Below are 23,689 nucleotides of genomic sequence, written 5' to 3'. Positions count from 1 at the left end.
ACCTGCTGCTACAGCAAAGGGGAGAGTATTGTTTTTGTTAAATTAATTGCTTCTTTCATGAACTTTCGTTCCTTGCACCCACACTTCACGAATATTTTCAGGACGAACAAGATACATGATTTTTTGGAAGATATCGATCAATTCTTCATTTTTATCGTAGATTGGAAGTTTGGCAGATGCTATTTTTGTATCGATTACTTGAACATCCCACGTAAAGTTTTCTTGTAAGCGACCAACTGGTAGGCTTAAACTTTCACCACCGCCAGCTGTTGCTAAATAAAATGCTTCATTGATTGTTATGCGTGAATCTGGCACGCCACGTTTGTCTGCAGGTAGCGCTGTATCAACACCATCTTCCAACATTCTAGATGACATAACAGCTTGTTTTGCATTATCGAAAAGACTCGGAGAGAAGCCACCCGAAATATCTGATCCTAAACCAATATCCACCCCTTTTGAATGGAAACGTGCAATTGGAATGACACTGTTTGCAAAATAAGCATTTGAGATTGGACAATGACCGATCGCTGTACCTGTTTCAGCAAATAATTCTGCATCTTCATCGTTTAAAAAATTGCAATGTGCCATAACAGACTTATCACCTAATAAACCGAAGTCATGTAACGCATAGGCGTCATTTTTGTTGAAGCGGTCCTGTACATAACCATGCTCCCAATCGCTCTCACTACAGTGAGATTGAATATGTGTATCATATTTAGCAGCCAATTCACCTAAACCTTTTAATGCATTATCTGTACAACTTGGAATAAAGCGAGGCGTTACAACGGGATATACACCTTGTTTTGTAGTTTTTGCTAATTCTTTAACAGCTAAAATAAATTCTTCTGTGTCTGCTAATGCTGTATCTGTGTTTGCATCACGATAAAATTCTGGGTTTTGTTCAGGGTCATCCATGACAACTTTCCCAACTAGACCACGTTGTCCTTTTGTAGCACATATTTCAGCTAACAATAAGCTCGCCTCTTTATGGACAGTTGCAAAGTATAACGATGTAGTTGTGCCATTGGCAAGTAGGGTACTAACTAAATCTTCATAGACCTCTTTGGCAAATGCTAAATCAGAGAACTTAGATTCGATTGGAAAGGTATATGTGTTTAGCCAGTCATTTAGAGGAATGTCTAAAGCCGTTCCAGCTTGAGCCCATTGGGGTGCATGTACATGCAAGTCAACAAAGCCTGGGAAGAAATACTGTCCGTCAGTTAATTGATGAAAATTGTCTTTCCCTTCGTATGTATTTAGTAAGGTTTGATATTCAGGATGTTCCGGTGCAATAGTTTTTTCTATCATGCCGTCTGCGTTAATGCAAAAAAGATAATCTTTTAATATTTGTACTTCTTTTGAAGACTTACTAGAAAAAGCAGTCCCTTTAAAAATTTGCGTATATTCACTCATGGTTTACACCTCAACGTTCGTATTTTAGTATCAGCAGGGAATATTATAGGACAATTAAACTGTAAAGTCTATAAAAAAACGAATAAAAGCTTTTTGATTTAATAGAGATTTAAGGGGAATTAACATAAAATGAAAAGAGTTTTACAACAATTTTATGGAATGGAAATATATAGTGAGGCGGAAGAGGAATGAGGGGGTTGGCATCCTAGGGATTTTTAAATAAAATATAAGTGAGAACTATTATCAATTAAAGGTGGTGTAGACTATCGAAGACGCTTGGAAATTAATGTTGCTGTATTAAATAAAGTAGAAGTTTCCTGGAAAATGGTAATTAAATCACCTAGTAAAGTTGTAAAATACCAATCACTATTAACATTCAATTAATTTTTTTAGAGGGAATGTGATTAAGTATGTATGGTAAAAAAGTTATTATTATAGTGGGATTATGTCTTCTCGTTTTTTTGATCATTTTATTTACCATTATTAGTTTAAGAGCCAATTATTAATTAAATAGATTTACCAAAAGACTCAAGTGTAAATACTTGAGTCTTTTTTGTGAAAAAAATCGGTGCAACATATATAAAATATTGTTTTATAAATTGATTTCTGGAAAAATTTTATAAATTATATGTTTGCTTTATTAATATTCATTAAGTATCCTTTTATTAACAATAAAAAGGGGAGGGGATGCGATGAATCGTCAACATATAGGGGTATTATTTGGAGGAGTATTGTTGCTCGTAGTAGCAATGGGCATTAGCCGTTTTGCTTTTACACCTATTTTGCCATTTATGCGGGAGGATGTCGGTTTTTCATTTAATGTTGCCGGCTTTTTAGCATCCAGTAATTATATTGGTTATTTTATTGGTGCATTGTGGGCTGGATTTATCTATCGACAAAAGAAAAATTTTTTACTGTTGAGTGTTGTGTTAAACGTCATTTCTGTTGTCCTTATGGGGCTAATTGAAATTTATAGTGTTTGGCTTGTCCTGCGCTTAATTGCAGGGATTACAGGAGGGCTTATATTTGTTTTAACATCTAGTATTATTATGGATTATTTAGCTAAACAGTCACTGACAAAGTGGTCAGGTTATTTATTTAGCGGTATAGGGCTTGGCATTGCCATATCTGGATTGTTCGTACCTTTCATTGAAGTACGTTTTGCGTGGCAAGGTACTTGGATTGGCTTAGGAATTTTATCAGCAATTTTATTAATTATTACATTGATCTTATGGAGAAATTTACAAGTTCACGATAGCGTGAAAGTTACTAGATCGTCTGATACAAAAATGTCGCGAGGTTTTATGCCTTGGCTTATTGCTGCATATGGGCTTGAGGGGCTTGGCTATATTATTACAGGGACATTTTTAGTAGATATTATTCATAATATTCCATCGCTCCAAGCGTATTCTTCTTATAGCTGGGTCATTGTTGGTGTAGCGGCAATTCCATCTGCCCCAGTTTGGACAGTTTTATTAGAAAAGTTTTCCGCAACTAAAATTTTGTTTGTGGCATACATATTACAAGTGCTAGGGATTTTGTTGCCGGTATTTTCACAAACAGTGTGGAGTGTTTTATTGTCTTCATTTTTATTTGGCTTAACATTCGTTGGCATTGTAACATTAACAACCGCATATGCTAGACAGCTTTTTCCAACCCAGAGTGGTCCAGTCGTGTCAGTATTAACAACATTTTATGCATTCGGACAAATAATCGGGCCAATAATTGCTGGACAGCTTGTAGTAATATACAACAGCTATAAAGCAGCGCTCATATTTGCTGGAGTTATTGTATTCTTAGCATTGATAGTGATGTTATGCGGTAAATGGATCGTCATGAAACAACAAGAAAAAATAGCAAATTTAAACGTACAATCTACACCTTAATTACGGTGCCAGGCACCCGAAATATTCAGAATTGTTTGTGTGCCTGGCACCGAAAAAAAGGAGGGAATGGCCATTATTGAAGCTGTACTATTTGATTTAGATGGTACATTGTTAGACAGAGACAAGTCACTGATTGCTTTTGTTTCACATCAATATGAACGTCTAGCTCCTAAACTCTCAAGTATTCCAAAAGAGGACTATATCAGTCGATTTATCGAACTGGACAATAATGGATACGTTTGGAAGGATAAAGTTTATAAACAATTGATAAATGAATTTAATTTAACAGATTGTACAGAAAAAGAGTTACTTGATGATTATGTTTCCAACTTCAAACATTATTGTATTCCTTTTCAGCATCTGCATCGTATGCTTAATGAATTACAACAACAAAATATCAAGCTTGGCATGATTACGAATGGTTACGGGCAATTCCAACTAGATAATATACAAGCTCTTGGCATCGAGCAAAAATTTGAGGTCATTTTGATTTCTGAATGGGAGGGCATGAAGAAGCCAAACCCTGAAATATTTGCTCGTGCTTTAACTAAATTAAAGGTGAATGTCGCATCAAGTATGTTTGTTGGCGATCATGCAATGAACGATATAGAGGCCGCCAAAAATGTGGGAATGATAGCGGTTTGGAAAAGAAATAATGCAAGTCAAACAGAAAAAGCAGATTATAATATCGACGAATTAAGTGAAATTCCATTATTAGTTCAACAAATGGTTTTAAGAGAAGTGTAATAAAATATTGTTTAGGGGATGCTGGCACTTGAAATATTCAGAATTGTTTGTGTGCCAGGCACCCAATTATTTGGAGTGATTAGGTATGATGTTAATAAGTAGCTGTTTAGCAGGGTTAAAGGTACGTTATAACGGTACAGATAGTTTGAATGAAAGCATCCAACAGCTTGTTAGGGAAAACAAAGCCATCACGGTTTGTCCTGAATTGATGGGTGGTTTTACTACACCTCGAGAACCAGCAGAAATTATCGGAGGAGACGGTGAGGATGTCCTAAATGGAAAAGCTGTTGTGTTAGAAAAATCTGGCCGGGATGTAACAGAGCTTTATGTAAAAGGAGCATATGCGACATTGCAGAAAGTACTTGAAATAGGCGCTACCACGGTCATATTAAAAGAATACAGCCCTTCTTGTGGTAGTTCAGTGATTTATAATGGTCATTTTAATGATTCTAAAATAGTGGGGGTAGGTGTGACAACTGCACTACTAAGAAGAAATAACATTCATGTAATGTCAGAAGAAACATTTTTAGATTTTTTGCTTGAAAATCAATCATGATTCAAGAACAATTTCCTTTTTAAAAAGGAAATTGTTTTTTTATGGCGTAGCAGTAACAAATGATTTAAGCCTATTTCATTTTTTCCTAAATCGACAAAATGTTATAATTGAGGTAAATCAATTGGAGTGATGCGAATGAGTGTAAAGACTTTACGTAAAATCCCACTTGAGAGATTTGTAGATTTAAAGGTAGATTATGCATTTAAACAATTTTTTGGCACTGAGCAGAATAAAAACATTACTGTGGCTTTCCTAAATGCTATTTTAGATCGCACTGGTCGTAACGCTATTAATGAGATTTCTTTTATGAGGCAAGAATTTGGTAGCGAGCATGTAGATGATAAGCAATCACGTTTGGATATTTTAGTTAAAACACAAGAAGATCTATTTATTAATGTAGAAATTCAACTAACAAATCAATACGATATGATGAAAAGAACACTGTATTATTGGTCAAGAATTTATACTTCACAGCTTCGTAAGGGGATGGGGTATCACAAACTACGACCAACAATTACTATCAATATTTGTAATTTTAGTTTATTTGAACAAACAGAAGATTATCATTCTATTTTCCAACTTTACGACAATCAGGGGAAGTTTAAAATGGATGATGTGCTGGAAATACATTTTATCGACATGAATAAATTTATAAAGCAATGGTATGCAAAGCAATTAAATTCGTGGGAAAATGTACTTGCGAAATGGTTAATGCTACTAGGAATGGTCGATGTACGCAAAGAGAAAGTCTATGAAGAAATCTATTTGGAATTGGAGGCGCTCGCCATGAAAGATGAGGAGTTATTCAATGCTTTTAATGTTTGGCAAGATTTAAGTCAGTCACCTGAAGATTATTATGCTTACCAATCTCGTTTGAAATACATCCTTGATGAAGCGGCGAAGCTAGAAGATACAAAACATATAGCGGAGCAAGAAGGGCTATTAAAAGGGTTAGAACGGGGAATAGAACAAGGATTAAAACAAGGTATAGAACAAGGAATAGAACAAGGAATAGAACAAGGTATCAAACACGGAGAAAAAAAGATGCAGACGGAAATTGCATTGAAATTATTAAAAAGAAACACCGATATTGAAACAATCGCAGAATTAACAGAGCTAACTGTTACTGAAATTGAGCAGTTAAAAGGATTACACGATTAATATTTTAGGTGCCAGGCACTCGCAATTTTTAGAATTGTTTGGGTGCCAGGCACTTATTATATTTTCTTTTTACGATTCAACATAAAGAAGAATAGACGTATTAGTAGCAAGCTATAAATAAAAATCCAAATAAATTGCCAATAAAAGATGGCTGGAATTGCTTGAAGGCTATCATCTGAACTCATCATTTCTAAAGAAAGATGTACAGGGGGGAATAGCCATATAAAACCCTTTACTTCATGTTTCAAGGAGACAATTGCTATTGAAATGATTAGAATACTAAGAACACCCCACCAAGAATTTTGTTTGTTTTTCACCAGTTCCCTTGTAAAAAGAGCAGAGAGTCCAATAGCAAGAATTGATAGGCTAAAGTGAGCTAAGAAGCCCAATACTATATGTAAAGTTCTTGGCTTCTCACCAAATGCATCTATCAAAATAGGGTACATTACTGACACCCAGCTGAGACAAAAACCAATCGCCATACAAATCAAATAAAGCGCTCCAAAATACGCTTTTTCCCCTTTAGAATGTAGTATAGTTATGACTTTTTGCCCTTCATCCTCCGCATGAAATATTGTTACTGTAAACCATCCCATTAACAAGAAGAGCAGAGTTGAAGTAAATGAGTAACTATCTAAAATTGGGTTTGGCACAAATGCATAATTGACTACCGTACATAAAATGAAAATAAAAAAAGGGGGGATATATTTATAAGTCCTTAGATAATTTATCAATTGATAGTGCAATAAACTCATCATTTACCTAGTAAACCTCCTAAAAATGGTTATAAAATTGGTTCTTCTTATGATTTATAGGGATAAGCTGTCTAATGGCAGCATTACGCTGGAGTAATGCCAATAAAATCTTATCTGTATTCGCCTGACTAACCGTTACCATTACCTCTTGATAGCCATTAGTTAATGTGCGCATTTGTTTGATTTGAATAAGAGGTAGGAAATCCTCCAGCGAACTTTGACTGGGAAACTCAAAAACTAATTGATTGCTTGGAATAGTGGCTTCCGTTAATGCCTCTATTTGCATCACTTGGGCATCTTGAATTAATAAGACACGATCCACAAGATTTTCTAGTAATTTTGTTTCATGACAAGTTAAAACGATACTGTAGCCGTTTTCTTTTAAGGATAAAAGGATGTTTTCTAAATCATTTTGGGCGCGAGGATCAAGTCCAGATAGGGGCTCATCCAAGATGAGAAGATGTGTTTCTTCAAGCATCGCCTGCATGATCATAATTTTTTGCTTCATCCCTTTTGAAAAATTAATCATTCTTGTCGAACGAGCTTCTTGCATTTTAAACATTTTGAGTAAGTCGTCTATTTTTTGTTGTAATGTTTTTTTAGGTATGGCGCTAATTTTGCCCATATGAAAAAGATACTCTTCTGGCGTAAAGAATAGCTGAGAAGGAGTAACTTCTGGTACGTACCCAATTTTTAAAGATGGTACATGTTTGTTCACTTCTCCAAAATCACAATCCACTATGCCCCCAATAATTTTTAGTAGCGTGCTCTTACCTGAGCCATTTTTCCCTACAAGCGCTACAATTTCCTCGGAATAAATGGAGAAAGAAATATTGTCTAAAACTTTCTTGGCTTTATATTGTTTAGAAATGTTTTGTACTTCCATTATTGCACTCATAAGGTCACACCTTTTTGTTAGTGATAATTCTATTGAATCTATTATAAATTAATTTACCGAAAAATACTCCTTTAAAATGGTTTTATTTCCTATTTTTGTTTGTGCGCGTAAGCAAAAAAACTCTGCCAATAATCGCAGGCAGAGAATGTCATAATGAACGATATTTTTTTAAGCTAATAATATTTAGCATAATAAAGACAATAGCAAAGCAAGCTAGAATCACTAAATTTACTACAATTTCATTAAAGGAATACCCTTTATACATAACGCCATTTAATGCATCGGCTGCATAATACAATGGCATGATGTGACCAATGCTTTGTAACCATTCCGCCATATTGTCAAGGGGGAAAATACCAGAAAAAAATACTTGTGGCACAATAACAATAGGTATAAATTGCATCATTTGAAACTCTGAGGCAGCAAAGCTAGATAAAAGTGCGCCTAATGATAACGATACTAGTGCAATTAAAATATTAATAAGGAACACGAGCCAAATAGAACCAACATGGACAATACCGAGGATATAAATTCCAAATAGGACAATAATAATTGTCTGCATAAAGGCAAACAATCCGTAACCAATCAGATAACCTGCGACAATTTCTGAACGTTTAATTGGTGTTGCTAGTAATCGCTCTAGTGTTCCTGAAGTACGTTCCTTTAATAAGGCTATACCTGTAATTAAAAAAACAAAAAAGAAAACAAAGAAGCCGATAAGCATTGGGCTGAAAATATCAAAAATAGCCGTATCTTTGTTACCATATACATAGTCGGTTGTGATCGTCATGTTAGAAGCTTGCTCAGGTTGTAATACTTGTGACAACTTCATCATAACGGCTTTAGTAGTAGTAGGATCATCATTTAATAAGGTGAGCTTTATTTGATTGTTGTGAAGTGCTAACCAACCATCATATTTTTGTTCTTTTAGTTTGGCTATAGTAACATCATTATTTTCTGTAACTTCAAAATCAGCAGCTTCCAGTTTTTCAATAAGCTCTGTAGGAACATGTGAGACAACAAGTGTGACAACTTGCTCATTACTATTAAAAATAAAATACATTAATGAAAGCACGAGGAGGGGGGCAAGAAATAGCAGTGCAAGTGTGCGTTTATCGCGTCGCATTTGCTGAATAATTCTTGTAACTAGTGCGACAATTCTCATTGTATTGTACCCCCAGCTTTTATAAACACTTCATCAAAATCTTTTGCTTTATATTTTGTTTTCAATTCTAACGGTGTACCTTGAGCTAGAATGTGGCCGTTACGTAGTATAGCTAATTGATCACAGCGTTCAGCCTCGTCCATTGCATGTGTAGTTACTAAAATAGTTTTATGTTCTTGCTCTTTTAGACGAGTTAGCTCCTGCCAAATTTCATGTTTTAATACAGGATCAATCCCTACTGTAGGTTCATCCAAAATTAATAACTTTGGATTTTGAATAAGGGCAATTGCCAGTGACAACCTCCTTTTCATCCCCCCTGAATAATGCATTACTTTACTATTTAATTCGTCAGTTAAACGAACAAGATTTGCAGCGTACGTCACACGCTCAAGCCGTTCTTTTTTTGATAATCGATAAAGTTTTGCAAAAAAATGCAGATTTTCGGCACCTGTTAAATCTGAATAAAGAGCATCAGATTGCGCCATGTACCCTATATCCATTAACAACTGCTTATGGGGAACGGTGTACTCAAATACATGAATAGTACCATTATCAGGCTGTAACATTCCCATTATTAATTTTATCAATGTCGTTTTCCCACAGCCAGAAGGACCAAGTAAGCCAATTAACTGACCTGTTGGAATGTCGAAAGATAATGGTGCTATGACTTGTTTATGATGAAAACGTTTTTCGACAGCATTTAATGTAATTGCATGTTCTTTCAAAAAACCAACTCCTTTGAGGTGCCTGACACACAAACAATTCAGAATTGTTTGTGTGTCAGGCACCGTAATACGTATTGAGTGCTGCTTCCAAGCGTTCTTCTAAATGTTGTGAAATATAGCTAAAAACAAACTGCTCTTTTTCCATCTCAATTTGTGAGGATCTAAAAATTTTTGCGAAAAATCCTGACTTATTCTCTAGTGAAAATTGTTGCAGTGCTTCTGTGCGTAATGTTGAAACGATTTCATTTTCAATATGGCGTTCACGGATTTTTTTTACGATATCCTTTACGCTACCTTCTTGTAATTCTAGCATTTGTTTTTGGAGATGTTCATTTATATGTTTCAGTTCATTTGTTTCATTTTGGATGTCTTCGATTTTGCGGTTCGATTCGGAAGAAAGAACATTTTGAGCTAAAAAATCTTCGTTAATCGTAATGTGCAATGTTCCTTGCTTTTCATTAGGTTCCATATGAAATAAACCGGTTTGTATCATTTGCTGTAGGACACTTCCTAAAACATCGACTTTATGGGCTAAATCATCTGATGAAGCAAGAGTGGTAGCCGTAATTTGATGTTTAATTTGCTGACCGCTATCGTCAATTCCTAGAAGAAGTTTTAAGCCCTTTACACGGTGTTCGTCCTTTAAAAGTAGTATCATCCGAAGTCGTAAAATGGCAGGGAGGTCCAACCGAATATTCGTGATTTGATGATTAGAGGCGCTATCAAAAATATACTGGTCAAAAGGTTTAATGTAGTAACGAAGCATAGCATCCGTTATTTCAAACCAACCTGCAACTTCTGAAATACTATAATATTTTTTTTCATGGATGTGTGTTAAATAGGCATCACCATAAAGTGTTTCTTCTAATGGTGTATGTTGTAGAACGATAAACAATGGATCATGCTGCACAATTCCGAGTACTAATTCTTTTGCATCACTTATTTCAAGCATTTCTTCTACACCCCACTTTATTTTTCATTTGCTAAATTTTGCATTATCTCTCTATTAGGTTTCTATTCTTCTTAACCCAATTGTATGCATATTTAGAGAAGGATAATTTTATGTTTTTAATGTTTCTCAAAATCATTGTAATTTAATGAAATCCAAATCACTATTTCAAATTTAATGTAGCTAACGAAAAAAAGATTGTTGATTAAGAGGAATTTGTGAAAGGTTATAGAAAGGAAATATAAGGATATTTATTAAAAAGTAACTATACAAAGCGGGGGAAATACATGCAGACTATTATTGTTGACTGGGATGGAGGCAAAGTAAAACTAACTTGGATGCCTCGAATGAAATTAACTAATTCATTAATTGTGACAAGTGTTCATGCCGTGTGTATGAAAGATGGAAAGGTATTATTATCCCATATTAAACATCGTGGTTTTAATTATCCAGGTGGTCACGTAGAAACTGGAGAGAATATAGAAGAAGCTATATTTCGTGAGTCCTATGAAGAGGGATATGTAAAGGGAACAATCCAATACATAGGTGCAATCGAAGTGAGTCATAAAGAAAATCCATTGTTTAATTCAAAAGGTAAATATCCCGTAATTGGTTATCAGGCATTTTTTAGAATGGATGTTCTTGAATGCTTGCCTTTTCTCCGAGAACATGAATCGTGTACTAGAATTTGGGTTGAACCATCTGAAGTACCATTTGTAATTAATGACCATGAACTTTCTAAATTAATTTTAATCGATGCAGTAGCTATAGGTTCAAGTTGAACGAATCTCGATATGTTACCTTTTTAATAATTACTTAGGTAAAAGTGGGTGTATGGAAACCATGTGATTGCTCAGTAACTGCTCAGTGAGCATATCATGCATTTCAGCCAATATAGTTTGGTCCTTAATTAAAATTTGCATTTCAGTGTACTTATATTGACATTGGAATTCTCGAATATATTGAGTGATAATTGGTAAATTGTAGCTGTTCTTAATTTCAACTTCCACAAAAAAGGGCAATGTTAATTGCGGTGGTGAAAAACAACCACGGCGAATCCAAATAGCTTCATTTACATAATAACGGATTGGCAATTGGCGATCACTAGCGATAAATAAGTCCATTTAGTTCTCCTTCATAACGTAAATTCAAAATGTTTCATAACTATATTTAGTATAGCTTTTTCCGCTTAAATTGTCGTGAAGTAGCCTTGGGAATTGATATCATAGCTAGCAATCGCATGATGTTTGGTATAGTTTAGCCTGTTAAAAATAGTATCTTCATCTATTATTTCTCAGTCTTTGGAGGCTGTCATTATCGGCAATTTTTACAGCTGTCTAAGCTGTTGGTACGCTCCAATCGATTCAATGAAATATGTTAGCGCAGGTGGTTGAAAATCATCTTGACGATAAATGAACCAAGTAGGGATTTGTGTTTGCTTTGTTGCCAGTACATGAATGGCGAGTGGCTGCGTAGCCAGATATTTTTCTGCAATCGCACGTGGCAGGAGCGTTACCCCAAGTCCGGCAGCTACACAGCCTATAATTCCATCAAGTGTTCCAAACTCCATTCTTTTCTGTGGTTGCACACTGTCTTCATGTAACCAATGTTCTAAAATAGCCCGATAAGAGCAGCCGTGACGGAAAGTAATAAGTGTGCAATTTTCTATATCGCGCAATTTTTCAATTCGTTTATGCACGTTTGACGAAATGATTACAAGCTCCTCATTAATAAATTCCTTTGCTAAAATATGCTCTTTATAAACAGGCCCTGTAACAAATGCACCATCTAACTCATAATTTTCTAATCGTTTAATATTCTCCATCGATGTACTCGTTAAAATTGTTAACTCTATCTGTGCATATGACTTATGAAATTTAGTTAAAAGTGTTGGTAAATGTAGTGCAGCAGTAGTTTCCATTGAACCAATACGCAGAAAACCTTTTTGTTCTCCCGTATCATGGAGCATTTCAAAGGATTTATCATACAGATGTAACATTTTTAAGACGATTTCATAAAATTGTTCTCCTTTAGGTGTTAAACGAATCCCACGATGTCCACGATAAAAAAATGTTACATTATATAATTCTTCAAGATTTTGTATTTTCATTGAAATATTAGATTGTGAGTAATTGAGTTCTGCGGCTGCCTTAGAAAAACTTCCCGCTTGTACGACTGTTCGAAAAATAAATAAATCATTAAAATTCAAGATATTTCCTCCAGCTATCAATTTATTTGATATCTATTATAAATAATCCGGTCTATTTGTGATACCAAAATATTAGTTATAGTGAATGTGAGAGGGAGGGGAAATATGAACAAGCAAACAATTCATTATTTAATAGGAGGAGTATTTGCATTCATTGTTGCAATGGGCATTAGTCGTTTTTCGTATACGGTCATTTTACCGTACATGCAGGAAGCATTTGCATTTAGTCGAGCAACTGCAGGTTTTTTAGCTACGAGCAACTATTTAGGCTATTTTGTAGGTGCAATTATTGTTGGCCGTCTACAAATACAAGAGAAACGGATTCCCTTCTTACAACTAGCATTAGTTATGAGTATTGTAACAACTGGTTTAATGGGGTGCACTGATGCAATTTTTGTTTGGTATGTGCTTCGGTTTATTTCTGGTGTAATGAGTGCCTTTATTTTTGTCGTTGCTGCAAGTCTAGTGCTTGATCAATTAGCTAATAGCAGGAAATCACACTTATCAGGTATTTTTTATAGTGGTGTTGGAATAGGGATTGCCTTAAGTGCTTTAATTGTATCACCAATACAAGCTTTATTTAACTGGTATGGTACTTGGATTGCCTTAGCCTTATTCAGTAGTATCTTGCTAATCTTCATTGTAGCTTTTATAAAGCCAATTATACCTAACACACAACAGGAACCTAGTGAAGCTACTGTAATACGAACATCCATACCGACAAGTTGGATAAAATGGCTAGTACTTGCCTATAGTCTAGAAGGACTCGGCTATATTATTACTGGAACTTTCATTGTATCCATTGCAAAAGAATCAACAAGCTTTCAGGGAGATGCAGTCTTTGTATGGTTTGTCGTTGGGATTGCAGCAATTCCATCTTGCTTTATTTGGTCAAAACTCGCACAACGTTGGGGTTATGTAAAAACATTATTCATAGCTATGTTGTTGCAGACATTTGGCATTGTCCTACCAGCATTTACAACAAATACTGTTACACTTTATACAAGTGCTTTTGTGTTCGGTGCTACATTTATGGGGATTACAACAGTAGCAACTACTTTAGCAAAGCAAATTGTCCCTATGAATAGTCATAAAATATTAGGTTTTTTAACAGCAGGCTATGCGCTAGGGCAATTGCTTGGACCTTCACTCGCAGGAATATTGGCCAACTATACAGACAGTTATCAATATGCGTTAATAGGTGCATCAGCTGTTGTATTAGTAGGTGCGTTATGCCTAATAAAAGGTATAAAATATGAAAAAGTAATAGCGAACTCACTTTAATGCAATCAATAAAAAGAAGTAAGCAAGTAATGACACTTGCTTACTTCTAGTATTAGTGAATATCTCGTTTTTTGAAATTCCCACCGCGAACTTCTGAAACATCAGAAATAACGACAAAAGCACTGCTATCAATATCTTTAATAATTGTCACAAGCTTATTTTCTTCCATACGGTTAATGACACAGTTTAAAATTTCGGTTGGTTCGTTTGAAAAGCCGCCGCGCCCTTGTGTATAAGTTACACCACGACCTAGACGAGCTTGAATGGCATCACCAATCTCCTCAGATTTGGCACTGACAACGCGGACATCTTTTGATTTTTCTAAACCAACTTGAATAATATCAATAACGTTTTTCGCAATATAGTACGTTAAGGCTGAATATAATGCACTTTCTAATCCGAAAATAAAGCTTGCACCTAAGAAGATAAAGGCATTAATAAATAATATAATATCTCCGACTGAAAACGGAATTTTACGTGATAATAGTACGGCTAACACTTCAGAGCCATCTAATGCACCACCGTTACGTAAGACAATACCTATTCCAATTCCGAGTAACATACCACCTGATAAGACAATTAATAAAGGATCTTCTGGACCTAAAATTGTTTTAACATCATGTAAAAGAACTGTGGAAATCGATAAAGCAGCTATCCCAGTACTACTCATTAATGCAAATGTTTTTCCTACTTGTTTGTAGCCAATATAAATAAACGGGATATTAAGTACAAAGAGTAGCACCCCTAACGGAATGCCGAATAAGTGGGCACCCATAATACTAATACCTGTTACGCCGCCATCAATAACATTGTTCGGTATTAATACCGCTTCCAGTCCATATGCTGCGATGATTGCGCCGATAATAATCATGATAAATTTTCTTATATTTTCAACTGACTTGCCTTTTTTCATAAATCTTCTCCATTTCTTTACAATTTAAATCCAGTTATCTTGCCTAGAAATTGTTACTTAAGATTTTGGAATAATATTTAATGCAATTGTTTTTGTTTCAGTCTTATTGCTTGAATCGGACATATTATAGTATCTCGTTAATAAATCATTTAAATCATTTTGAAAGTTGTTAAACTGTTCCTTTGTTAAAGATAAGTCAAGTAATGAAAAAGTAGCTGTATCCTCGACGCAATCTTCTTCAAATAAGTTTAAATAATTTTGATATTGAGACAGTAATGCTAGTTGATAGTAGGAAATATAGTTGAGTTTTTGCTTTTTCGTTAGCTTGGACCACTCCTCTGCATCTATTTTTGCTGCTCCCTCATTTAAAGCATAAAATTTTTCCGTAACAGAACGTACTTTGCGTTCTTTTACAATTTGAATAATGTTTTCATCCATTAATATTTGAATATGGCGATATAAAGTAGCTTGCGGTACATCTTTAATTAAAGAAATCATCTCTAACGTACTTAAACCTTCTTCTGTATTATGCATCAGTGCCTGTAAAATTTTCATTCTTACAGGATGCATTAAAACCTCCGCTTTATTAAGCATAATCGAGCCCCCTATCTGAAGAAAAGAGATGGTATCAATGGAAAAAATCAAATGTTATCAATGTGAGAACATTATCAAAAAATATAATATATTTTTAAACAGATGTACAGTAAAAAGCTAATGAAATTATTATATGAATATGATAATATTATTCGTTTGTTAAGTAACAAGGCGATTTAGATGAAATCAATATTTTTTACTACGAAGAATTATGTAAGGTGAATTGCTGTGGATTTCCGTGAGGGGATTTACTGTGCAGGCTACTGGAGACAGTAACGTAGCCTATGCTCCAATAAACAGAATAAAAGGCATCAAGTTAAACTTCTCGATGCCTTGTGCCGAAAAACATATAATCAGTTTTGATTTTATTCTCGATATTAAATTAAAAATAACGCAACAATGGTTGTGACAAGAAGTCCTATCGCTACAGGCAATAAATTACGCCGTGCAAGCTCAAATGGACTGACGTTACAAATAGCAGCTGCGGGAATGAGCGCCCATGGTATAAGTGTACTGCCACCAATAAAAGACATATTATTTAGCTGCAACAATTATAATTTCTCTTGCTTGTTTACTGCTCGTATAATCATCCTTTGTATCAACGATAATTTGCTCAAAGATGGTGGTCATTAATTGTTTACGTTCGTTATCATCGGCATTCAACCATAGTGTATCAATATTGCGGATAACAGTCCGGATTTCTATATGTTGACGCTGATCCTGGTGCTGTAATTTTTTTAGCTTTTCTTGAATCTCTTTTTCTTTGTTACGAAGCTTTTCACTTTCATGAATTAACTCATCAATCCCGATAACATCATGCTCAAACATTGTCTTCTTCTTGTGAGAAAGTTTTTGAACAATGGATAATTCTTGTTGTAATGCGGAAAGTTGTGCCATAGGAAATGTGGCGTCTCCTTCATTACTTTGAAAATGTCCACCTACTAAGTCATCCCATTTTGCTAAGAGGGTTTGCACTAAATTGCTTTCTAAAATCATATGACTGGTACAAGCTTTTCCAGCTTTCTTTCCGGAACATCGATACGTTTTTTTCTTACCGGCTTTGTGCCCCGACATCGCATGCCCACACCGTGCACATTTTAATAGCGAGGAAAAATAGTAATTGCTCGATTCTCGTTTCCCTCCTAAGATTTTGCGCTTTTCTAACAAATCTTGTAGCTCCCAAAATTCATCGCGATCTATAATGCGTTTATGATTGCCTTCAAATAGTACCCGCTCACGAGGAGGCTTTTTTATGTCTTTCGGATTAGAGCTAAACATTAAATAACCAGCGTACGTCGGATTATTGGCAATATCTCGCACACTATCGACATGCCATTGTCCGCCTTTTCGAGTGGGGATTCCTTTATTCGTTAATTGACGGGCAAGGGAATAAAACCCCAATGATCTTGCTAACTTAAATATATCCTTCACAATTTGAGCCTCTGCTTCATCGATAACTAATTCACCATCTACTACTTGGTAGCCGAGGGGGGGCGTGCCACCTTTCCAGTGACCTAATTTTACTTTCTTCTCCATTCCAAAACGCACACGTTCTGCTGTATTTTCACGTTCCCACTGTGCAATCGCAGCAACAAGTGTAATAAATAAACGTCCCATTGCATTTGTCGTATCGTAAACTTCTGTAGCGGATTTAAATTTACATTCGTATTGCTCTAACTCAGCTAAAATTGTATGAAGATCAGGGACAGAGCGAGTTAAGCGATCAAGCTTATATACAAGAAGGACATCAATACCGCCTTGCTGAATGCGCTCAACCATAGCCTGAAAATATGGCCTATTTAAATCTTTAGCAGAATACCCATCATCGATGTAGGGCTCCTCAACGATTTCCCATCCTTGAGAAACACAATAAGCTTCCAATTTTTCAATTTGCGCAGCAATTGAAAACCCATGTTTAGCCTGTTCTTCCGTGCTGACTCGAACATAGATGACGCATTTCATAAGTATTTCACTCCTTCTATACTTCCTTTCTTTTATATATTTTGCTAGCTATAGAAATAATACTTTTATATGTATATGGATGTTTGGATTTAGAATAAAAATTTTTATCATTTCAAGTAGCGGATATGAATTTTGATGACAGGAAGAGCCTGTTATATGTTCAGGCTCTAGCCTTTAGTCAATTAAACAACAGTCGTATGGTAATGGCACCAGCTTCAGCAAGCATGAAAAAAGGTTGGATTATTGCATTTGTTAAATTGGGTAATGGGTGTAGTGAGGGAAGTGTAAGCAATGCGCACAAATTATATATGTTTTAAAAAATGAAATGGATTAGACGCTTAATTTCTCCAAATATTTTCGTATGTTTGTGCTTCTAGCTGGAGTGCTTGAAGAATTTTCGGGTCTGTTTGAGTAGCTACATGTAATTTAGCTGTTTTAACGTTTAACACAGCATATACAATATTTGATGGGGTAGGGTCATTACATTGTGCTTCTAACATTAAAGTGAGGATTGGTTGAATGTTCCGTTCATTAATTTTTTCAGTGTTCCCTTTAAAAAACAATTTTATTAAGTGAGGTATGCCATCAATAATTAAACCTAATTCGGGAGACGAACGAACAACTAAACCATTAGTAGATGTCCACAGTGATTTAGGTGGATCAAACCATTTAATTTCCTTTTTACGAGTAAATTTTTTAAATGCCTTTATTGCTTGGGTATAGGAATTAATTTTTCTCTCATGAACTTCAGTCAGCAACGAATCTAAATTTTCTAGAGATTGATTTTTCTCATAGCATAATTTAATTCGTTCTCTTAATTGTTTCCAATGATCTTTTACTGGATGATAATCCCCTTGATTTTTAATTTCAGTAATTTTATTCATCTTTGCTAACATTGTTTGCCTAACTGTGAAATCAATAAATTGTGTCAAACCGACAGACAATTTCTCCTTTTCCACTGTCGTTATTTTCAATCACTCCCTTTCTAAAATCATTTTAACAGAAAGTGAATCGAATGGAGATAGTACATTGGATTTAGTTGGTATTCAATATTGTCTGGCAGTAACTACATCGGGGAAATTGTATGTTGTGGAGAAACTGCCCAGAAGTGATTAAGAAAGAAGGAGCGTTTGCCAAGTATCTAATTTGAAATTTGTCTTAACGAAAGTGACAAGCCTATTCGACATATTCTGATAAAAAGGAGTGTGGGGAATGAAGGCTGTAAAAATGACAGAAGAAAAGGTACGAAAGTTGTTGCCAATCATTGAAAGTATTCTGTCACGGGAATATGGCAGACAGGTAACGCTAAAAGACTTAACAGTGGGTGGCATTACGGTTTATAAAGACGATTGCGCGAAATAGCGAAGTTTAAAGATTTTAGTACAAGTTTAAATACTTTTATTAAAAAAATAAAAGCACCTAATTAGGTGCTAATTAATAACTAAACTATTAATATTTATTATAGCCATCTAAAAATTTCCTCCAACCAAATTCAGTAATTTTGAAGTCATTATATTTTAGAAGAAAATAATCAATAGTATAGTTGTATCTTTCTTGTTCTTCACGATCATATTGAATTACTGTTGGGGAAGACGGATCACGGCTTGGCCGCATTATATTATCATAATCTTCTGGTCGTTCAACCCAAACATGATTCATACTAAGTGGTTCATAATTAGTCCAGCTATATTGTTTTAATGACTGCAAACCTATTTTTATATTAGGGTATGTATACCAATCCTCGTAATTTTGCCCTAGTATTTTTTTGTTTGGCATTTTTTCTATTACATCTTTAGCCATTGTTTCTATAAAATCATTTAGCTGTTGTCTCGCTTTAGCTACATCCTCTTTGGCAGTATCTTGATATTTAATGGATCTTAAGTGTTTATTCATTGCAGATTCAAAATTTAATTCCCACGGCGAAAGAGACAAATGATAGTTTATAAAATAATCATATGGCAATTTTAAATCATCATTTTCAATCACCTTGTATTCAAATTTTACTGTAACAATTTCGGTTATTAATTCTGGGTACTGTTCTTTTAAATATGATTTTAACTGACTAGCTGATTCAATTTTAGTCTCAACTTTTTTAGCTTCCATTTCATTAGTGTTATCTTTTTTCTTTTGATTTTTATTAAACTTAACTGTAGATTCTACTTTCTGATCAACTTCTTTAGCGTTTACAGTTTCCGTTAGTACGGGGGTAAATAACATTGATATAAGAAAACTGCTTGTAACTAAAGGTAATGATAGTCTTTTCATTAATAAAACCTCCTTTTATTAAAAATTATACCATATTTTAGATGTTTAAAAGAGGTATTTATTAATAAAATATTGAAGAAAAAGGGTATTTCATAATGCGAGATTTTTCTATTCAATATAGAGCCATGTTAGATAGACATTTTAAAAGAGTATTTGGTTTTTTAATTAAAAATTAGAAATACGCTATAACTATATCTAATTTAGATGTAGTTATAGCGTATTGAAAAAAAGTACCAAGTAGTTTTACTCTAGATACTTTTTATACTGTTGATTGGAGCGAATGTCAGCGACTTGGAATACGTGGTCACTCCGCGCTTACGGTGTGATAGACCTCACTATTTAGTAGATTTGACTTCATTTAAATAGAAATCATACAATTGATCGATGGAACCATTTGATAACAAAGGAATAGCCTTTTCAATTTTCTCTCGTTCCCAATCAAACCAACGCATTTCTAATAATTTATTTATTTCTAAATCTGAAAAACGTTTTCGTATTTCTTTAGCTGGATTTCCTCCGACAATCGTATATGGCGGAACATCTTTTAATACAACAGATTCTGCAGCAATAATTGCACCCTCACCGATAGTAACCCCAGGCATTATCATTGCGTTCATTCCAATCCAGGCATCACTTTTAATGACAGTATCTCCTTTTGGCTCATAAGAACGTTCTATTTGTTCCGTAAAAGGATACACTGTTATCCATTCTGAATGGTGATTATGATTACCACCCATTAAAATGATGACACCACTTGCAATACAAACGTAGTTTCCGATAATCAGTTTATCTAAATGCCAACCAAAATCATTAATAGGATTAAATAACTCACGAGATTTATTGTCACCCCAAAGGTATCTGACACACCCGTCCTCAAAATTTTGATTTCCATAATAACCCGAGTAGTATGAATAGTCTCCAACTTCAATGAGCGGATTTGTCACTAAATCTTTAATATATTTAATTTCTGACCAATGATTATATTTTTGATTGTTCATTATGTGTACCTCGCTTCTAAGTAATTAGTTTTAATTTATCTACCTAGAAGCTTAATCGCACAGCGACGTTTTTAAGTTTTCTTAAACGACGGATCATCGTCCTCAACCTCTCACATTTAATGAGGAAATAGTAACTTAAAATAATTATTGTGTCAATGAAAGGTATAGGTTAATACTATTTCTTCTGTAGTCTTCTACAAATAGTACAACGTGAAATAGCGTTTAGAAAATTAACGACAAGGGTAGATGGATGAAAATATTTTGTGAAAAAAAGCGTTAATTTTGTTATTTTTTTGATATTCTGCATTGCTATTGATAAAATACTACAATATTAGTATATATAGAGATTAACATAAAGCTGTGAAGGAGGAGAATAATGAAAAAATTAATTATGGTGTTGTTAGCTGCATTAGTAGTAGCAGTAATTCATCCGACAATAACAGAAGCAAAAGTAATGCATGATGGAGCAGAAGTTGTCAAAGGTCAAACAGGGAAAATGACTTTTACAAAGGATATCAAGGTATATAAGAAAAATCCAAACGGCACATTTGATTCGTTAGTAGTAAAGCGAAATAACTTCTTTAGAACATATGATATTGAAAAATATGATGGTAAAACTTTTTATCAGATGGGGCAATATCGGGTACAAGCAACAGATTTAGTAGTGTTCAAAGAAGTCCCATTAAAAATTCGTGCTTCCTTCTATCAAAATCCATCGTATATTAATATAAATCGTGAGAATGGAAATTATGGAAGGTACTTCAGAAAAGAGGACTCCTTGTCTATTTATTTTAAGGATACCCCAAATGGACAAATAGTGGAATATTGCGATGACATTAATGATGGGACTTACGATTCTTGTAGACGTTATCTTGGTACAGATCTTAAAATCGCTGACACGATACTAGGAGAAGAAAAGCGTTATGAGCTAATAGAAAATACAATAGGAAAACGCGATCCATTAAAAGAATCGCAACCAGATGTCATGTATGAAAAGGGAAGCATTTTTGTCACAGGTGGGTTAATTATTAACGGGTATGTATTAGTCTTTGTAACGGAAAAAGACTATTATGTTTGGCTACCTGATAATGTATTAAAGTTAGTCGGAGATAAATAAAGCTTTCTTTTAAATAACTTTAGGAGTTGCTTTAAAATAACCAAGATAGCTTAATCATCATCTTGGTTATTATTTTTCTTTAAAAAGTTTAAGTTAGGAAATAAAATTTTTAATCCGATTATAAAATAAATAAACCCAAATGTCTTTAAAGTTATATTTGTGGTTATGTCACTATCGGTTATACTCATTAATAAATTGCCGAAGAAGACTAAAATAAGTCCAATTAATCCAGTAATATATCTCAATGATTCATCTCCTTATTACAAAAAGCCACTCGGGTGAGTGACTTGTATTGTGTCTTACACAGTTAGATGTGGTTGTGCTTATTCTAAATTATCAATAGCATATTGAGCTTCTTCTTTGGTGAATTTTTCTCCGTATTCAGATATTAATTGATCGTAAATAGCCGAATTTGACATATTCATCATATCTGCGTAAGATTTTGCTTTTTTCAATGCATTTTCTTTCCAATCAAATACAATATTATTTATAGCGTATTGAGCAGCATCCGCCGGGAAATTCTCCCCATATTCCGATGTTAATTGATCGTAAATCCCTGCCTTTGACATATGCATCGTTTTAGCATATTGCTCTGCTTTTTTTAACGCCGACTTATGCTCACGTGGGACACTTGCCTCTTTTGCCTTAGCTTCTGCTTTAGCTTTGGCCTCTGCTTTAGCCTTAGCCTCCGCTTCTGCTTTAGCTTTAGCTTCTGCATCTGCCTTAGCTTTAGCCTCTGCATCTGCTTTAGCTTGTGCTTCTGCTTTCTCTTTAGCTTTTTGTTCTGCTAACGCTTTTTCTTCTACTTCCTTCGCCTCACGGGCAGCTTTTTCTTCTGGCGTTTCTTCCACTTTCGCTACAGTTTCTACTTGTTTTTGTGTATCTTCTTTTTCTGTTATTTCTACTGGATCTGCTGTGATGCCAAAACCAATAAAGGATACAATCATTACCGCTACTGATATTCCGGTAAACTTAATTTGCTTTTTAGCTTTTGAAACATCCTTTTTAATAAATTGAACAATAGCTATAATTGCAAAAACTATAATAGCTAAAAAACTTAACATTGCTACAATTAAAAATAAATTATCCATGAATATATCCACGCTCCTTATTAACTATTTTATTGGTAAAATTGGTAAAAGTATATATAAAAATAAACGATTTTATATTATTAAAGCCTATTATTGATATTGGTTTTAAAATATTTGCTAAAGAATGGGCAACGAAAAGTTGTGGAAAAACGAGTTAATTTTGTTATATTTTTGACGTTATTGTATTCTATTGATAAAATAATACGATATTAGTAGGCAAAGAAATGAGCTACAAAAATGAGTAGGAGGAGCATAATGAAAAAATTATTTATTGTGTTATTAGCAGCATTTGTATTTGTAATCGTGAATCCAACAAAATCAGAGGCTATTAGGTTTGATGGAGCCGAGGTGCATAAAGACCAAACGGGGAAAATGACTTTTACAAAAGATATTAAGATATATAAGAAAAATGAAGATGGTACATTTGATTCGTTAGTGGTGAAGCGTAATAATTATTTTAAAACGTATGAAATTGAAAAATATGATGGCAAAACATTTTATCAAATGGGGCCATATCGTGTACAAGCAACAAATCTAGTAGTTTTTAAAGAGATACCGATGAAAATTCGCGCATCTTTCTATGCAAATGTAACGTATATCAATATCAATCGTAATAGCGGAGAATACGGCAAGCTCTTTACGGAATGGCGTGATACATCCATCACAGATATGAATGGTGATCAAATGTTGAGATATTGTAGGGACACAGGAAATGGCTTGAAGTGCGAAAAGCATTATCCTGGTTCAGATATGAAAGTTCTTGATACAAAATTTAAAAAAGCCGGTGTTCGTTATGAAGTAACGGAAGAATCTGAAGCGAAAACCTATCCATTAGAAGGTTCCAAAACGGAAAAAGCGATGCCAAAAGGTAGCATAGTTTATTCAGTAAGTGATTCCATTAATGCATTTCTATGTGTAAAAGAAGACCTGGAAGCTAATGACGACCAATGTACTTGGCTTCCTATCGGTATATTAAAACCGATTTATTAACGTGCTAAAAT

25 protein-coding genes are annotated in these 23,689 nt (G+C 34.4%); 9 read left to right on the top strand and 16 right to left on the bottom strand.

Annotated features, from left to right (window positions below; all coding sequences use genetic code 11):
* Nucleotides 1–42: 42 nt before the first annotated feature.
* Nucleotides 43–1,413: a guanine deaminase gene (gene guaD / locus NSQ74_RS19110; RefSeq protein ID WP_340825445.1), complete on the bottom strand. Its 1,371-nt coding sequence runs from the start codon at nt 1,411–1,413 to the stop codon at nt 43–45.
* Nucleotides 1,414–2,105: 692 nt separating this feature from the next.
* Here guaD and NSQ74_RS19105 point away from each other — a divergent pair.
* The 4 genes from NSQ74_RS19105 (at nt 2,106) to NSQ74_RS19090 (ending at nt 5,763) form a co-directional block, all read left to right on the top strand.
* Nucleotides 2,106–3,299: a YbfB/YjiJ family MFS transporter gene (locus NSQ74_RS19105; RefSeq protein WP_340825443.1), complete on the top strand. Its 1,194-nt coding sequence runs from the start codon at nt 2,106–2,108 to the stop codon at nt 3,297–3,299.
* A gap of 66 nt (nt 3,300–3,365) precedes the next feature.
* Nucleotides 3,366–4,046, top strand: coding sequence for an HAD family hydrolase (locus tag NSQ74_RS19100; protein WP_340825441.1), 681 nt, complete (start codon nt 3,366–3,368; stop codon nt 4,044–4,046).
* An 85-nt stretch (nt 4,047–4,131) separates the two neighbouring features.
* Nucleotides 4,132–4,602 (top strand): DUF523 domain-containing protein, encoded by a 471-nt coding sequence (locus NSQ74_RS19095; protein WP_340825439.1) that lies wholly within the window; start codon nt 4,132–4,134, stop codon nt 4,600–4,602.
* Between the two features lie 135 nt (nt 4,603–4,737).
* Nucleotides 4,738–5,763, top strand: coding sequence for an Rpn family recombination-promoting nuclease/putative transposase (locus NSQ74_RS19090; RefSeq protein WP_340825438.1), 1,026 nt, complete (start codon nt 4,738–4,740; stop codon nt 5,761–5,763).
* A gap of 56 nt (nt 5,764–5,819) precedes the next feature.
* On the opposite strand, the gene NSQ74_RS19085 is transcribed toward NSQ74_RS19090, so the two are convergent.
* The 5 genes from NSQ74_RS19085 to NSQ74_RS19065 form a co-directional block, all read right to left on the bottom strand.
* On the bottom strand, nt 5,820–6,521 hold the full coding sequence (locus NSQ74_RS19085; protein WP_340825435.1) for an ABC transporter permease: 702 nt from the start codon (nt 6,519–6,521) through the stop codon (nt 5,820–5,822).
* Between the two features lie 16 nt (nt 6,522–6,537).
* On the bottom strand, nt 6,538–7,416 hold the full coding sequence (locus NSQ74_RS19080) for an ABC transporter ATP-binding protein (RefSeq protein ID WP_340825434.1): 879 nt from the start codon (nt 7,414–7,416) through the stop codon (nt 6,538–6,540).
* A gap of 148 nt (nt 7,417–7,564) precedes the next feature.
* Nucleotides 7,565–8,581: an ABC transporter permease gene (locus NSQ74_RS19075; RefSeq protein ID WP_340825432.1), complete on the bottom strand. Its 1,017-nt coding sequence runs from the start codon at nt 8,579–8,581 to the stop codon at nt 7,565–7,567.
* Complete coding sequence (locus NSQ74_RS19070; protein WP_340825430.1) at nt 8,578–9,306, bottom strand: ABC transporter ATP-binding protein; 729 nt, start codon at nt 9,304–9,306, stop codon at nt 8,578–8,580. Before NSQ74_RS19070 ends, NSQ74_RS19075 begins: the two co-directional genes overlap by 4 nt.
* 55 nt (nt 9,307–9,361) lie before the next feature.
* Nucleotides 9,362–10,258, bottom strand: a complete 897-nt coding sequence (locus NSQ74_RS19065) for a hypothetical protein (RefSeq protein ID WP_340825428.1) — start codon at nt 10,256–10,258, stop codon at nt 9,362–9,364.
* Nucleotides 10,259–10,542: 284 nt separating this feature from the next.
* On the opposite strand from NSQ74_RS19065, the gene NSQ74_RS19060 reads away from it, so the two are divergent.
* Complete coding sequence (locus NSQ74_RS19060; RefSeq protein ID WP_340825426.1) at nt 10,543–11,037, top strand: NUDIX domain-containing protein; 495 nt, start codon at nt 10,543–10,545, stop codon at nt 11,035–11,037.
* A gap of 30 nt (nt 11,038–11,067) precedes the next feature.
* Here NSQ74_RS19060 and NSQ74_RS19055 read toward each other — a convergent pair whose 3' ends face one another.
* Nucleotides 11,068–11,379: a hypothetical protein gene (locus NSQ74_RS19055; RefSeq protein WP_340825424.1), complete on the bottom strand. Its 312-nt coding sequence runs from the start codon at nt 11,377–11,379 to the stop codon at nt 11,068–11,070.
* Nucleotides 11,380–11,582: 203 nt separating this feature from the next.
* Nucleotides 11,583–12,464: a LysR family transcriptional regulator gene (locus NSQ74_RS19050; protein WP_340825422.1), complete on the bottom strand. Its 882-nt coding sequence runs from the start codon at nt 12,462–12,464 to the stop codon at nt 11,583–11,585.
* Nucleotides 12,465–12,569: 105 nt separating this feature from the next.
* Here NSQ74_RS19050 and NSQ74_RS19045 point away from each other — a divergent pair, with 105 nt between their 5' ends.
* Nucleotides 12,570–13,748, top strand: coding sequence for a YbfB/YjiJ family MFS transporter (locus NSQ74_RS19045; RefSeq protein WP_340825421.1), 1,179 nt, complete (start codon nt 12,570–12,572; stop codon nt 13,746–13,748).
* Nucleotides 13,749–13,800: 52 nt separating this feature from the next.
* On the opposite strand, the gene NSQ74_RS19040 is transcribed toward NSQ74_RS19045, so the two are convergent.
* The 5 genes from NSQ74_RS19040 to NSQ74_RS19020 form a co-directional block, all read right to left on the bottom strand.
* Nucleotides 13,801–14,661, bottom strand: coding sequence for a YitT family protein (locus NSQ74_RS19040; protein ID WP_340825419.1), 861 nt, complete (start codon nt 14,659–14,661; stop codon nt 13,801–13,803).
* Between the two features lie 57 nt (nt 14,662–14,718).
* The gene (locus NSQ74_RS19035; protein ID WP_340825417.1) at nt 14,719–15,255 is read right to left on the bottom strand and encodes a helix-turn-helix domain-containing protein; all 537 of its coding nucleotides are present in this window, start codon (nt 15,253–15,255) and stop codon (nt 14,719–14,721) included.
* Between the two features lie 377 nt (nt 15,256–15,632).
* Nucleotides 15,633–15,806: a hypothetical protein gene (locus NSQ74_RS19030; protein WP_340826544.1), complete on the bottom strand. Its 174-nt coding sequence runs from the start codon at nt 15,804–15,806 to the stop codon at nt 15,633–15,635.
* On the bottom strand, nt 15,790–17,217 hold the full coding sequence (locus tag NSQ74_RS19025) for a recombinase family protein (RefSeq protein WP_340825415.1): 1,428 nt from the start codon (nt 17,215–17,217) through the stop codon (nt 15,790–15,792). Before NSQ74_RS19025 ends, NSQ74_RS19030 begins: the two co-directional genes overlap by 17 nt.
* 338 nt (nt 17,218–17,555) lie before the next feature.
* Nucleotides 17,556–18,191 (bottom strand): hypothetical protein, encoded by a 636-nt coding sequence (locus NSQ74_RS19020; RefSeq protein WP_340825413.1) that lies wholly within the window; start codon nt 18,189–18,191, stop codon nt 17,556–17,558.
* 238 nt (nt 18,192–18,429) lie between these two features.
* Between NSQ74_RS19020 and NSQ74_RS19015 the strand changes: the two genes are divergently transcribed.
* Complete coding sequence (locus NSQ74_RS19015; protein WP_173478347.1) at nt 18,430–18,579, top strand: hypothetical protein; 150 nt, start codon at nt 18,430–18,432, stop codon at nt 18,577–18,579.
* Nucleotides 18,580–18,666: 87 nt separating this feature from the next.
* On the opposite strand, the gene NSQ74_RS19010 is transcribed toward NSQ74_RS19015, so the two are convergent.
* Both NSQ74_RS19010 and NSQ74_RS19005 read right to left on the bottom strand, forming a co-directional pair.
* On the bottom strand, nt 18,667–19,482 hold the full coding sequence (locus tag NSQ74_RS19010; RefSeq protein WP_340825411.1) for a hypothetical protein: 816 nt from the start codon (nt 19,480–19,482) through the stop codon (nt 18,667–18,669).
* A 335-nt stretch (nt 19,483–19,817) separates the two neighbouring features.
* The gene (locus NSQ74_RS19005) at nt 19,818–20,480 is read right to left on the bottom strand and encodes a CatB-related O-acetyltransferase (RefSeq protein WP_340825409.1); all 663 of its coding nucleotides are present in this window, start codon (nt 20,478–20,480) and stop codon (nt 19,818–19,820) included.
* Nucleotides 20,481–20,856: 376 nt separating this feature from the next.
* Between NSQ74_RS19005 and NSQ74_RS19000 the strand changes: the two genes are divergently transcribed.
* Nucleotides 20,857–21,597, top strand: coding sequence for a hypothetical protein (locus NSQ74_RS19000; RefSeq protein ID WP_340825407.1), 741 nt, complete (start codon nt 20,857–20,859; stop codon nt 21,595–21,597).
* 323 nt (nt 21,598–21,920) lie between these two features.
* Here the strand turns inward: NSQ74_RS19000 and NSQ74_RS18995 are convergent, their stop codons facing one another.
* Nucleotides 21,921–22,688, bottom strand: coding sequence for an Ltp family lipoprotein (locus NSQ74_RS18995; protein WP_340825405.1), 768 nt, complete (start codon nt 22,686–22,688; stop codon nt 21,921–21,923).
* Between the two features lie 255 nt (nt 22,689–22,943).
* Here NSQ74_RS18995 and NSQ74_RS18990 point away from each other — a divergent pair, with 255 nt between their 5' ends.
* Nucleotides 22,944–23,678 carry a hypothetical protein gene (locus NSQ74_RS18990; RefSeq protein ID WP_340825404.1) on the top strand — a complete coding sequence of 245 codons (735 nt, stop codon included), beginning with the start codon at nt 22,944–22,946 and terminating at the stop codon, nt 23,676–23,678.
* Nucleotides 23,679–23,689 lie beyond the last annotated feature (11 nt).

Source organism: Lysinibacillus sp. FSL W8-0992, from assembly GCF_038008685.1.
Classification (GTDB): domain Bacteria; phylum Bacillota; class Bacilli; order Bacillales_A; family Planococcaceae; genus Lysinibacillus.
Note: the sequence above shows the minus strand (reverse complement) of the source record. Positions and strands in the feature narration are given on the sequence as shown.